The 14,205-nt window shown below is 45.5% G+C and carries 9 protein-coding genes; 7 read left to right on the forward strand and 2 right to left on the reverse strand.

The annotated features are described in order from the left end of the window. Nucleotides 1-89: 89 nt before the first annotated feature. Nucleotides 90-4,298: a DUF8202 domain-containing protein gene (locus tag BLS69_RS19915; protein WP_091035388.1), complete on the forward strand. Its 4,209-nt coding sequence runs from the start codon at nucleotides 90-92 to the stop codon at nucleotides 4,296-4,298. A 337-nt stretch (nucleotides 4,299-4,635) separates the two neighbouring features. Continuing rightward, nucleotides 4,636-6,744, forward strand: a complete 2,109-nt coding sequence (locus BLS69_RS19920; protein WP_091036492.1) for a TerD family protein — start codon at nucleotides 4,636-4,638, stop codon at nucleotides 6,742-6,744. Between the two features lie 88 nt (nucleotides 6,745-6,832). On the opposite strand, the gene BLS69_RS19925 is transcribed toward BLS69_RS19920, so the two are convergent. After that, nucleotides 6,833-7,564 carry a glycosyltransferase family 2 protein gene (locus BLS69_RS19925; protein WP_091035391.1) on the reverse strand — a complete coding sequence of 244 codons (732 nt, stop codon included), beginning with the start codon at nucleotides 7,562-7,564 and terminating at the stop codon, nucleotides 6,833-6,835. Nucleotides 7,565-8,077: 513 nt separating this feature from the next. On the opposite strand from BLS69_RS19925, the gene BLS69_RS19930 reads away from it, so the two are divergent. The 5 genes from BLS69_RS19930 to BLS69_RS19950 all read left to right on the forward strand — a co-directional run bounded on the left by BLS69_RS19930 (nucleotide 8,078) and on the right by BLS69_RS19950 (nucleotide 12,858). Then, complete coding sequence (locus BLS69_RS19930) at nucleotides 8,078-9,703, forward strand: rhamnogalacturonan lyase B N-terminal domain-containing protein (protein WP_091035394.1); 1,626 nt, start codon at nucleotides 8,078-8,080, stop codon at nucleotides 9,701-9,703. Between the two features lie 214 nt (nucleotides 9,704-9,917). Next, nucleotides 9,918-10,871, forward strand: coding sequence for an SMI1/KNR4 family protein (locus tag BLS69_RS19935; RefSeq protein WP_091035397.1), 954 nt, complete (start codon nucleotides 9,918-9,920; stop codon nucleotides 10,869-10,871). A 357-nt stretch (nucleotides 10,872-11,228) separates the two neighbouring features. After that, nucleotides 11,229-11,963: an SDR family NAD(P)-dependent oxidoreductase gene (locus tag BLS69_RS19940; RefSeq protein ID WP_091035400.1), complete on the forward strand. Its 735-nt coding sequence runs from the start codon at nucleotides 11,229-11,231 to the stop codon at nucleotides 11,961-11,963. Between the two features lie 66 nt (nucleotides 11,964-12,029). Further along, complete coding sequence (locus BLS69_RS19945) at nucleotides 12,030-12,449, forward strand: MarR family winged helix-turn-helix transcriptional regulator (protein ID WP_091035402.1); 420 nt, start codon at nucleotides 12,030-12,032, stop codon at nucleotides 12,447-12,449. Nucleotides 12,450-12,480: 31 nt separating this feature from the next. Further along, a complete protein-coding gene (locus tag BLS69_RS19950; RefSeq protein ID WP_091035404.1) occupies nucleotides 12,481-12,858 on the forward strand; it encodes a winged helix-turn-helix transcriptional regulator in 378 nt (125 codons plus the stop codon). A 56-nt stretch (nucleotides 12,859-12,914) separates the two neighbouring features. Here BLS69_RS19950 and BLS69_RS19955 read toward each other — a convergent pair whose 3' ends face one another. Then, nucleotides 12,915-13,985, reverse strand: a complete 1,071-nt coding sequence (locus BLS69_RS19955) for an SDR family oxidoreductase (RefSeq protein WP_091035407.1) — start codon at nucleotides 13,983-13,985, stop codon at nucleotides 12,915-12,917. Nucleotides 13,986-14,205: the final 220 nt, after the last annotated feature.

Here is a 14,205-nt window from a genome sequence, read left to right on the forward strand (position 1 = left end):
GGTTTGGTAAGAGTTTGGTAAGAGGCTATGTGTAGAATAAGCAAGATGAGGGTCGATATTATGCGAAATGTAAAAGAGGGAGGATAAGTATGTCGTTTTTGTACAGTAAGAAGTGGAAAAAAGGATTTAAAGTGTCCGTAGTTAGCATGTTGTTATTAAGCACATTCATCTCTTCAATTGGTTCAGAGAGAGTAAGCGCAGCTAGCAGCCCTGTTCCAGGGGGAACGGGTCTTGAACCTGTGTTATGGCTGAAAGCAGACTCGGATGCTGATACGGTGGAAGGTTTACTGACCGATTGGAAGGACCAATCAGCTAACGAGGTAGAATTTGACCTGGTTATTCCTTCTGGGAAGACAGCACCGAGTTATAATCCGGGAGGAATTAACTTTAACCCCAGTGTAAAATTCAACAATCCGACAGGTGGGGGCCACTATAGTAGCTCCGTAAAGCTGGTAGGTGACAAACCAATTAAATTCCAATCTGGCTATGCCGTTTATAAAAATAACAACGGGGGAGCTCTTGTCGGAGCGACTACTCCTACAGGAACCAATGGCGTCATTATAATGGGTGGATATGGAAACAATTTTGCCTCAGGTAATGGCGTCGATGGTGTTTATGACTATTTCAATCTGGTGGATAGAAGTAGAGCTCAGATCGTGAACTTTGATATCGTAAGTAATAATAATCATACAGCACGAGTAGATGGTGTTGAAGCTAGCTTCAGTCGGAAAGGGGTCTTTGGAGAGATTAACTTTACTCCTGTTATAGGTGCTACCAACGGCGGAAGTGCCACTTATAACTGGGGTGGTCTTGTAGCTGATGTTGCTGAGATTATTTTGTATGACAATCAGACAGCTATGGATGCTTCAAAAATTGAGTCTTATCTAGCCATTAAATATGGCATTACGCTCAACAACGGAGCAAGTCCTTATCTTTCAACTAACGGAAGTGAAGTGTGGACTGTCGATTCCAAGTATAAGCACAATATTGCAGGAATCGGCAAAGATGAAGCACAGGGCTTGAATCAAAAACAAAGCTTAAGCATCAATGCTGGAGTACCACAAGTCGCCGTAGGTGTTAACACGCTGGCTGCTACAAATGCAGATAATTCCAGCATTTTGACGGATCAGCAATATTTCGTATGGGCGGATAACGGTCTGCCATTGACCTATGATCAGTCTATAAATAAACCGGGACAATATCATGCGCAAAGAGTTTGGAAAGTGCAGAATACGAATAACGTGGGTGAAGTGGAGATTGGTATCCCGGAAGTGTCAGTTCCAGCAGGTTATCAATTACTGGTAAGTGACAGTGAAGATTTTACAGATGCATCTGGCTATGAATTGAGCCTCAAAGATGTAAATGGAATTCCACATTATACAGCCAAGGCGGCATTAAAAGACGGAGAGTATTTCACGTTCAGTGCGTGGGCACCAAAATTCACAAGCGCAAATGTAAGTAATGTGTCTGTGACAGAAGATGAGGTTATTGTAACGTTCGATGAGGAGCTCGATTTTTCGAATATAGCAAGTTTAACTGGCTTCAAACTGGAGATCAACGGCCAACCAATCACGATCGACAGTTTCGAACGAGGAGCGAACAGCAAGACATTGAAGTTAAAAACGAGTCAGATTATCCCTTCCAATGCATCAGTGATCGTTTCTTACGATATTGAAGATGGTAATCTAAAAGGGACTAACGGTGCCCCAGCTCAAAGTTTTAGCGAAAATGCTGTGACAAAGGTAGACAAGTCCTTGTTGCAAGCCAAAGTAACTGAAGTTACAGGCGAGGGTCTAGAGGAATCTGAGTACACACCAGTGAGCTGGACAGCACTGAATAATGCGATGAACGAAGCAGAGCGAGTGTTGAATGATCCGACAGCGACCCAAGCGCAGGTAGACAAGGGACTTTTGGATCTGACAGATGCAAGAACGGGCCTAATCCCTACAACATCTGTACCAGTTGTAGATAAATCAGTTTTGCAAGCGAAAGTAACTGAAATTACAGGTGAAAGCCTGAAAGAGTCAGCGTACACGCCAGTGAGCTGGACAGCACTCGATGATGCGATGAATGAAGCAGAGCGAGTGCTGAATGATCCGACAGCAACCCAAGCGCAGGTAGACAAGGCACTTTTGGATCTGACTAATGCAAGAACGGGCCTAATCCCTACAACATCTGTACCAGATGTAGATAAATCAGCTTTGCAAGCGAAAGTAACTGAAATTACAGGTGAAAGCCTGGAAGAGTCAGCATACACACCAGCGAGCTGGACAGCACTGGATAATGCGATGAACGAAGCAGAGCGAGTGTTGAATGATCTGACAGCGACTCAAGCGCAGGTAGACAAAGCACTTCAAGAACTGACTGATGCAAGAACGGGTCTAATCCCTACAACATCTGTACCAGATGTAGATAAATCAGCTTTGCAAGCGAAAGTAACTGAAATTACAGGTGAAAGCCTGGAAGAGTCAGCATACACACCAGCGAGCTGGACAGCACTGGATAATGCGATGAATGAAGCAGAACGAGTGTTGAATGATCCGACAGCGACCCAAGCGCAGGTAGACAAGGCACTTTTGGATCTGACAGATGCAAGAACGGGACTTACCAAAGTAATTGGTACAGATACATCAACGCTGCAAACGCTGATCCCGTCTACAGGAAGCTTGTCTCCGGCCTTTGATCCGGCTAAAGACACATACACCATTTCAGTGCCGAATAGCGTATATCAATTCCAGCTAACGCCAACGGCACTTGATCCACTTGCGAAGATTGAAATAGCTGTTGGAGATGGAGAATGGAACGAGATTTCAAGTGGTGCTGTAAGTGAGAATCTACCACTCCAAGTTGGCGGAAATAAGATCGTTGTTAGAGTAACGGATTCACTTGGCCACGTTACGGAGTATAAAATTAACGTGACTAGAGCATCCAATGACAATGGTAACAATGGTGGAGGCAACAATGGCGGCGGAAATACGGGAGGTAACAGTGGAAGCACACCAGCACCTACACCTGCGCCAGTACCAACGCCAACGCCGGCACCCGTGAAGGATAATTTGGAGACAACTCGGGATGGTAGCCATCAACCATTTGCTACATCCAAACCATCTAACAACAAAGAAACGTTGGTTCAAGTTGATCCAGCCAAGCTGAATGTTGCCATGTCACAAGGCACAGGACAGCAGTTCGCCATTCATTCACCGAATGATGGGAATATGAAGGTGGACGGTTTAACCCTCGAAACACTGAAACAATTAGTAGATCAAGGTTCCAAATTGAACATTAGCAATCCGTTAGCGATCTATCCGGTACCTGGTGGCAAAATGGACTTGAATGGTGTGTCCAAACAGCTTGGTAATGCAGCGTTGAATGATATTGATGTCCATATTGATATTGCACGTTCCTCGGATGCATTGATTGACAGCGCCGAGACAAGAGCCGCATCCCAAGGATACGAGCTACTTGTCACACCAGTTGATCTGGATCTGACGTTTACGAAAGATGGACAGACTGTGCGATCTAGCCAGCTGAATGGCTATGCACCGAAGTATATTGCACTTCCAGAAGGCATCGACCCGAACCGGATTACAACAGGAGTGATCATCAACCCGGACGGTAGCATCTTCCATGTACCAACGGTTGTTACCAAAGTCGATAGCCGATACTATGCACTCATTAATGACCTGCGCAGCAGCGGAAGTTACTCAGTCATCTGGAATCCGCAGGATTTTGAAGATGCCAAGTCCCATTGGGGTAAAACCGATGTGAACAACATCGCTGCGAGATTAGATCTGAAAGGTAACGGAGATAACACGTTCTCACCGAACCGTCAGGTTACTCGTTCTGAGTTTGCCGAGATTGTTGTACTTGGACTGGGCCTAATGCGTCAGGATGCACCACAGAATCTATTCCCTGACGTTAACGAATCCGCATGGTTCCGCTCCGCGGTAGCCCTTGCGAATGAATTCGGTATCGTTCGCGGTTACGATAATGGCAACTTCTACGGTAATCAGGAGATCACACGTGAGCAAGGATTTGCCATGGTCGCTCGTGCCTACCGTCTGATTGAACCAAAAGCGGCAATCAGCCCGGAACAGATGAACTCTGAACTGGAGCGTTACAGTGATGCAGCCGATGTATCGAATTGGGCAAAAGAAGATGTAGCCCAGTTGATTGCAGCGGGGATCATCCAAGGTAATGGGCCAGAGGTTCTGAGTCCAAAGACCACGATGACCCGTGCTGAGGTCACTGCATTGATTGCAAGAATGTTGAAAGTAACAAACCTGATTGATAAGTAACACATCTATACGGAAAAGCCTTTGCTGACATTGGGGGTCGGCAAAGGCTTTTTTCTATTTTCATTAAATTCTTAAATTCATGTCGTAATACTTTCGCCCTGTTGGCAGATCATGGAATCTGAGATGATGGGTTCACCAGAGGTTCGGGTGACAAACTTTGAACCGCTGGCCTTCAGGCTATTGCGATCCTTCCTTCTACAATCATTGGAGATCATAGGGTCGCAGCTCTCCTGAAGATTTCATTTCAGAGAGGAGGCGTCCAGGCTATCATATTCCTTCCTTCTAAAGCCATCTACCAAATGTTAATAGGAATATGGCTTTCCTGGACTCTTTTATCATGAACAATACAATCTATTTGCGCAGAGCGAACAAACTCATTATTGAATCAAACGAAGGGAAGCAACAGTTGCCGAAGACACACCTGGCGACTGCCCTCAAAAATATTGAAGCACTCGGATACACCTTCTCGGATGAGTTGATTCAAGCGATGCGGCAGCTGTCCAAGGAACAGTTTGAAACAGTATATATTCAACTCGTGGCTGATCTAAGAGTCATGGTCGGCGCACATGTGAAGTACACACCGATGTATGCTGGATTCCCAATGCAGGTGATGCAAGCGGATGAGGCCGAGTTATATCTCAATGCGATTATTCATTATCTGACCAACCTGACTGTGGTCTATCCGGATCAACAATCTGTGGAAAGAATGCCTTTGCTGGAGAAGACGGACTTGAAAGTCATTGGTTTGGGAAACCAGCAAGCATTCCAGACGCTCATCCGTCAGATCATTGAAGCAAAAGGTTCCATCTCGGAAACGGACAAGGCGGATATCGACATGGTATTGGAGCATGCAGACCCAAGTGAAGTGGATGCGATTCTACCTGCTGAGATTCCGTTCAAAGAAAATGTGGGCTTTGTGGTCGCCTCGCTGTTGAAGCATGAAAAAGCGAACCTCGACCGAATTAGTCCGTATTTCAAAACGGCAAGTGATGTCCTCCGTCTGGCTGTTGCCTGGTCCAATGGTGATGTTAGCCTCGCTGTGGCTTCTCCCTTCCGAAAATTCAAACGGCGTGAGAGACGCCTTTTGCTCGGATTGCTGGAGCAATGTGGCTCCATCACGGAGGATATGTTGCGATATAAGGATCGCTGGATTCGCCTTGGCGAAATTCTGCATCCATCGGAATATAAGCTTCGGTATCCGCGATGCGAAGAAGCCTTTGATATTTTGCGTAATAATAAGCCGTATTCGACCTTCAACGGAAGTGTGGAACTTGCCTTCCAATATCGGAATGTCTGGAGTCTGATCGATCTGTTGTCACAGCGTCCAGGTGAATTCGCGAGAAGACTGGATCACTTGTTGCGGATGACCGAGGATGAAGCGTATGTACTGCTGGCATTTGGTGAGGTACTGGAGCAAGTATCCACCCCGGTGTTATTGCAGGTGAGACAGCATTTTGCTCGGCGTAATGAACCGCAGGATCTGCGTGTCTTCTTCCCAAAAGGCAATGTAGCCAAAGCTTTTGCTGTTCCGAATGAGCTGCCAGACATCAATGAAGCCACGTGTCAGGATGTCGTGCAATTGTGCGAGCAGGCGCTGGTAGAGCGATTCGCTGCCCTTGCCCCGCTTGGAAAGACCTATGTTGATCCACAGCTCCATGATTATCTGGTACCCTTTTCCCAGAGATCGGCGAGCAAGGCTCTGCATACCATCGTTCGAGGAAGCCGTGTGCCAATGGCAGAGGGTGATACGATTCGTTTCTTCAACTGGTGGAAAGAGGGGGACGTGGATGGCAAGTCTACAGGGCGCGTGGACATTGACTTGTCTGCGGTGATGTATGATAAGGACTGGAACTATGTGGAGCATATTTCCTATACGAATCTGCGATCCTCTAACTATAAGGCTGTCCATAGCGGAGATATCGTGACTGCACCTAACGGAGCAAGTGAGTTCATTGATCTGCATATTCCATCCATCGTGGCTTATGGTGGACGATATGTGGTGGCAACACTGCTTTCGTTTACCAGTCATCCGTACTGTGATCTGCCGGAATGTTTTGTGGGGTGGATGATGCGGAAGAAGCCGGGTTCTGGCGAGATCTTCGAGCCGTCCACCGTAGCTAACAAAATCGATATTACCGCAGATACGCAGATTGCGATCCCTGTCATTATGGACCTGGTTGAACGTACCGTCATCTGGACAGACCTGGCGCTGACAAGCCACCCGGATTACTACAATAATGTGGAAGGCAATCAAAAAGGCATGGTCCTGATGGGCAAAGCACTAACGACTTTACGCAAACCCGATCTGCATGACTTGTTCATGCTCCATGCCAAAGCTAGAGGAGAACTGGTGGATACAATAGATCAGGCGGATACGATCTATTCGGTGGATCAAGGCGTTACGCCGTATGATATCGAGCAGATTATGGCGGAGTATCTGGTTTGAGTCCAAATGCATGTGAATAAAGGGTCGAGAACAGAGAAGAGCAGCGGAATGCTGCTCTTTTTTGAGACTCAATTTGTGGTTAACAGGGTTAGCCCCTGGGCTTTTTCTGTACATATTTTTTGTAATTGGTAACAGAAGGTATTTTTTGGCTTTGAGATATGAGTTCTTTATCGCTAATGATCCAAGTATGGTTGGATGAGTTTCGCCTGCGGATCGCAACAAAATTATTTTTTCCAGCAGAATATACGCGATAACCCTTTCGTTTGCTTCTAATGCAAAATAGGTCGTCCTCACCGACGCTTTGATTCGGGAACGGTACATGGTTTACTACCTTGCGTTTAAAAACAAGCGTTGCGCCAGGGATTAGGGTCACCGGTCGATGTTCATCATGAGGAGAACGAAGGATAAACGTCTTAGATCCGCGTAAATACATGTAATGAGCCTTCTTGCCAATGACATCAGCATTGGTTCTTTGAAAGGTCTGCATACTTTCCTTCAAATAGTAGGGGGCGTAATAATCATCATCGTCAAACTTGGCAATATAGTTGTATTTCGTCTTCTTGATAGCATAATTTAGACAGGCGCCGAGGGAAGTGCGTTCTGGAAGACGATAGACGTGTACGTTTGAAAGTTTTTTGGCTAGACTTAGATATGGGGTAAGGGGAATGTTATTGTTATTGACAATAATGATAAGTTCCTTCCTGGCGTGGATCTGTCGACTGTAGTTATTGAACAAGTTTCTTATATAGTTTTGACGTTTCGTGCAGGCAATAATAGAAACCCCCTGCTTTTGGATAGCGCCATGTGGCTTAGCTCCCATTTCAATTGCACCCCTTGTCCGTTAAGATCAAAACTAGTTCTCTATAAAATATGTAAACGGAAAATAAGAGGAACGGCATATCTCCACAATGGAGAATTGGCACAAAAACTTTTCAATGTACTCGTATGCTGGTACTATAACGACGCATCTAAACGAACATTGGAGAGTGCGGGAATGAGAATGAAAATCAGACTTCTGCATGTTGAAGTAAATTTTTTTCAGAACTTACTATTGGATGAACGGTTCATTTTCATTGCAAGTATATGTAATATAATGGTATTGTTTTATTGGAATTGTAAGAATTCTTGTATGTAGAAGAGTGATTTAAGAAGGGGGTGGCCAGATCAGATTTACATGAAGTAGCGACTCTACTCTATACGCACGCAGACATAACATTTCAGTGATTATGGACATGCCCGCATAGCAGACATATCGATATGAGACGGAAGTGTCAGTTGTTATACATCATAATGTAAGCGCTTTATTAAAAGAGTTCCAAGGAGGGATTTACTCATGACCAAAAGTATAGTGAGAAAGGCGCTTGGTTTGTTTTTAATTGTCGTTATGATCGCAACAGCTGTTGTATACCCTGCATCTACCGGACACGCGGCAACCATTAATGTTACGGATAACGGCTCCAGAATTGAAGTAAACACCGGTTCAGGATTAGTCTATGTGGTGAACAAAACCAATGGGGATATTATCTCAGCCAAAATGAACGGTACGGAGCTGAACAGCAACAGAGGGTCACATATCGGCTCAGGTTTGGGCTCCTCGGCCAATGTGACGTGGAATACCTCACCTTCAGGATCAACCGTGTTAATCACGGTATCCACAAGCACACTGACTCACTATTATGCTTCGCGTGGTGGGGAGAACATCATATACATGGCAACGCATATCACGGCTCAACCTTCGATCGGGGAGCTGCGGTACATTTTCCGCGGTAATGGTAGTGTGTTGACGGGTGTTCCGGCGAATTCCAATAATCGAGGTAACACAGGAGCAATCGAGAGTCAGGATGTGTTCGGGTTTGCAAATGGACAGTCGGCCTCCAAATATTATGGTAATGATCAGGCCAAAGATTTATCCGTTCGTGGAGTTACGGGGAATGGTGTCGGTGTATTTATGGCCTACGGCAATCGGGAAAAAAGCTCTGGTGGTCCATTCTTTCGCGACATCCAGTTCCAAAGTGGAACAGAGACGGAAGTATATAACTATATGAACTCGGGACATGCACAGACGGAGAATTGGCGCCTGGGTCTGCATGGGCCGTACGCTTTGATCTTTACAACCGGAGGTACACCAAGTGTACCCGATTTCAGCTGGATGTCTGGTCTGAATCTGCAAGGTTGGGTATCCAGTCGGGGGAACGTGGTGCTTAATGGTCTCTCCGGGATGGATACAGGGTATGCATACACAATTGGGTTCGCTAATAGTAATGCCCAGTATTGGGTGGGGACGTCTTCAAGTGGGGCGGCCGCCAAATACAGCATGATTCCTGGGACGTACACCATGACAGCATATAAGGGAGAACTGGCCGTATATACGGAAACGGTTAATGTCACGGCAGGACAAACGACGACTCTGAATACACGTACGATCAACAATGATCCAAGTAAAGCCTCTAACATCTGGCGAATCGGTAACTGGGATGGTACGCCACGGGAGCTCCTGAATGGACAGACGATTCCGATTCGTCACCCATCCGATAGTCGCAACCCAAGCTGGGGACCTGTCACCTATGCTACCGGTAGCGCGACCAATCGATTTCCGGCAATCCAGTTCCGTGGTCAGAATTCTCCAACCACAATAACGTTTAACTTGAATGCAGCTCAAGCTGCATCTTCTCATACATTCAACATCGGTATTACCGCAGCCTACAATAATGGAAGACCTAGTATAACGGTTAATGGACATGCTTTAACCAATCCTGCTGCATCTTCACAGCCCAATTCTCGTAGCTTCACCATTGGTACCTATCGTGGTAACAACACAACCTTTAGCTGGAATGTTCCAGCATCCTACTTCGTCAATGGTTCCAATACCATCACAATTACGCCGATCAGCGGTTCCAGTGACTTGGGTAACTGGTTAAGTGCAGGTTGGGTCTACGATTGTGTTGAGTTGCTGAATTGAATTAAGAATTCAATGTATTGGAAGGAATAAAGAAGGTAGCCTGCCTGGTTTTCTTAACCGGGCTCAGGTTACCTCTTTTAGTATTGTCATCAGAAATGAAAAGATATCGATTCATGATATCCCTAAGGATCTTGGTTTGCTGGAGATGGTGATCCGGATAGTGGTATAATTTTCAATACGTAATCATGAGTGAATGAACGGGGAGGAAAAGAGAATGAGAGACGATCTGTTGGTTCAATTGCAAGAGTGGCATGAAGAAGATGAATTTCAGGAAATTGTAGATGCAATTCAAGCAATTCCTGTGGAAGAAAGAGATTATGAGCTGGTTAACCATTTGGGACGAGCGCTAAATAACCTGGAACAGTATGAAGAAGCGGTTGAACAATTCCTGACGGTTGCTAAAGAGGGCACAGGTGACCCACTCTGGCATTATCGGATTGGACTGGCTTATTATTATCTGGAGCAATATGCGCATGCGCTACAGGCGTTTGAAAGAGCGGATGAATTGGACCCTGGGGATGAAGATACGCTGGAGTTTCTGGAATGGATTCGAAGCAAAACAGCAGAGGAATCCGTAGAGAAGCTCGTGAATACCGTCCCATCTGTCTCTGAAATCTCAACCGCACCTGTTAGTGTTGGCCATCTGGAACCAATGGGTTTTTGGAATGACAATGCTGAAGCCGTGGATCAATATGTGTTGGCTCCGCCTACCGATGAACAGGTCGAGTCAGTGGAGGAGCAGTTGGTCTTCAAGCTGCCAACATCCTATATTAACATGATGAAATTACATAATGGGGGTGTTCCCCACTATCGGTATTTTCCTGTTAGCCAAGCAGAGGCTGCCAAGAAGGTCCGCGTTGAGGTCGCGGGTATATTGGGTATTGGGCGGGAGAAAGCACATTCGTTAGGTGGTGAAGCTGGCAGCCGGTTTATTATCGAGCAGGGGGGTTATCCTGAAATCGGTGTTGTTATCTGTGAGTGCCCTTCCGAATCGGAGGTGGTGATGTTGGATTATCGTGAATCCGGCAATGCTGGTGAGCCCGAAGTTGTTCATGTGGATAAAAAAGAAAGTTACAAGATCACTTGGCTTGCGCCCAATTTTGAAACCTTTATTCAAGGTCTGGTGAATGAGGAAAATCAACCTGCAAACCTTGAAGGTTCACTGTAAGTAAGGGTATGAGCTTCTCTTTATAGGAAACGTTGAAAAGGCTGCATCCGTAATGACGGATGCAGTTTTTTTGTTGCCTAGTTATGCGTGATAAGGCGGAAATGGTCGCCAATAAGGGGCTTTTTTCAACTGCGTTAGCTTCGCTAAGATATCCAAAATAAGTATATAGAGCTGTACTCGTTGCATTAAGGCAGTTACTTTGCTAGTATTTAGACATATAATAATTAGTCATCTAAATATTATATGTCTAAATACTTTGGTTTCTTCAAGAAAGGGGCTTAAGCATCATGTTAAGAATGAAAGACAAAGTAGCCCTTGTTACTTCCAAATAAATAAAATACGTTAGGAGCAATTCGCATGGGAAAATTAGATAATAAAGTAGCCATTATTACTGGCGGAGCCTCGGGAATCGGGGAGGGTATGGTTGATCTTTTTGCACAGGAAGGCGCCATCGTCATTGCAGCAGACATTAATGAGGAAGCACTGGAGAAAGCCAGCCAAAAAGAGAATGTGTACGGAATGAAGTTGAATGTATCTTCGGATGAAGGTTGGCAGGCACTGGCGAAAGTAGTGAATGAACGTTTTGGGAAAATTGACATTCTGGTCAACAATGCAGGCATTTCTTCGGAAAAGCCGTTTGAGGAAATCAATGCACAGGATTGGGAGAAAATGCTCTCCATTAATGGCTTCGGCCCATTCGCTGGCATGAAACATGTCACTCCTTATATGGCAGCCCAGAAGAAAGGTTCCATCGTTAACATTTCATCATACACCGCTTTGATTGGACAAGGCTTTAACCATTACTCGGCATCCAAAGGCGCGGTACGTGCATTATCCAAAGCCGCTGCGACCACCTTCGGACGTCAAGGTATTCGGGTGAATGCTCTTTTTCCTGGGATCATCGAAACACCAATGACCCAATCCTTGAACACATCCAAGGAACTGCTAGAACGATTAATTCAGGCAACGCCTTTGCAGCGTCTGGGCCAAGCAAGCGATATTGCCAAAGCGGCGTTGTTCCTGGCATCGGATGATTCTTCGTACATTACAGGATCTGAACTGGTGATCGATGGTGGCTACTCAGCCCAATAGCGTGTAAAATGATGACAGCCCTTAAGTTAAATGAGGGCTGTTGTTTATTTTTTCGAGGAGGATCTAATGGAAGAACAGAACATTTTTGAGCTTATACACAACATGGATAATTTCACCAATAAATTGATCATACAATGGAACAAATCATTCAATGAGGACCTCGGTGTTTCTCATGTGCTTGTACTCAGCCATCTCCATCAAAATGGAAAAAGCCGACCTTCGGATATTGCAAAAATTTTAGGGTTCACTCCGCCTACACTCAGTTATTTATCTGACAAGATGGTAGCCAAGGAATTAGTCGTCAGAATGGTAGATGAAGCGGACCGTCGCATTGTTTATTTGAACATTACGGATAAAGGGGCCGAAGTCCTCGGAAGAGCAATATTGGAGGGCCAGAAGCTGCGCAAGAATTTATTCCAGAAATTAAACGAAGAGGATCGAGCGCAATTAGTCCATATTTTTGAGAAGATGAATCGGGAAGATTGAGCAATAGTCTGGAAGGGAGACAGAAGGTGATATGGAGGAACCGCTCAAAGTATATAACACCGCAGTTGAAGCTTTTCTTGAAGTAATCGGGGGAAAGTGGAAGCCCGTTATTCTATTCCATCTTACCTTTGGGAAGAAACGTAATGGTGAGCTGATGAAACTGATCCCTGCGATCACCCAGAAAGTATTGACTCAGCAACTTGGTGAACTAACGGAGGCGGGGATCATTGTCCGAATTTCCCATCACCAGGTCCCGCCTAAAGTGGAGTATGAGTTAACAGAGTACGGGGGGAGTCTTAAAGAGATTCTTCATCTGATGTGTAGGTGGGGCGATATACACGTGGAGAATGTTTATGGTGATCGAGGAAAAATTCTGTTTAAGCCGCCAACTACTACTGACGTTGAGTGACTTATATAAGCCGACTCTGAAATTCAGGAATCGGCTTATTATGCATTTTATTTACTTTACGGAAGGATCTTGCGATTACGTAGATTTCTGAAAATATCCATAAACATAGCCTCAGTATCAATGAAATCATGAAATCCGAAGCGGCGAGCTTTGGAACCATCCGCGAAGAAATCGTAATCCCACGAGAAGACAAAGTCACCAAATGCCCAGGAAGAGACATCATCATAAGGGATGTTTACCAAACCATACTTTTCAATCATGGACTTCCAAAGATCTTCTTTATCTGCCATCACTGTTGCAAGTGAGAGGGGGAGTGGAGGTGCGGTTTCCAATTCGAAAAATGCAGCGATTCTGGGCCATAGTTCATTCCAGCGAAACAGATCGCCATTGGTGATATTAAATGCCTGATTGGCACAGCGAGGTTCGGTTGCTGCCCATACGGTTGCATGAGCCAGCAATGTCGCATCAGTCATTTCAAGAAGCGAATGATACGCTCCTGGTTTCCCAGGGAATCGAAGTGGCAAGCCAAGTTCCTTGGAGATAGACGCATACACGCCAATAACCATGGCAAGGTTCATTGGATTACCCAGAGCGAATCCACATACAACAGAAGGGCGCAGGGCTGACCAGGTCCAGCTGCTTCCAGGTTGCCGATCCTCGAGAAACTGTTGCTGATCGACATTGAATTCAGGGGGCATATGATATGCGTCTGTTTCTTTGGCAGGTGTTTTGAATGGCCCCAGATGTGCGCCGTACACTTTATAACCTTGCATTAGGCTAATATGTTGGAGATTTGGAGCGATCGGTTCGATGGTATTCACCACATTGACGAGCATGGCCAAGTTGGGCTGTACCAATTCGGCCCAGGTTGGGCGATCCTGATACGCGGCGTAGAAAATATGCGTAACGGTCGTTAAAAGACTCAGTTTGTCTTGTGTGTCTGCTTCGTTCAGTAAATCAGCTGATATATAACGTAACCCAGGGGCATCTTCTCCTCCGCGGCGAGATACACCAATGACATTCCATTGCGGAAGTGTCACCAGATAATCAATAAGGTTTCTTCCAATGACGCCTCCAGCACCAATGACAAGTGCGGTGTAACGGGGAACGGATTGTTCGGGTTTCAATGGACATGCTCCTCTCTTCTTCTGTTCATATTGTGGGTCAGAAAAAGAAGGATGAGAAGTACGCACCTCAAAGTCATATACGTACTTTGAAGTAATATATGAGCCTGGAGCAGGATATGAGCGTTATAATTGGCACTTCAATGGATGTTACTTGCCTATAACCACAAGAAGCTGCAAAAGGAACAATGGGTCCTTTCACAGCTTAGATGTGTCTGTATAT

Source organism: Paenibacillus sp. CF095 (assembly GCF_900101225.1).
Taxonomy (GTDB): Bacteria; Bacillota; Bacilli; order Paenibacillales; family Paenibacillaceae; genus Paenibacillus.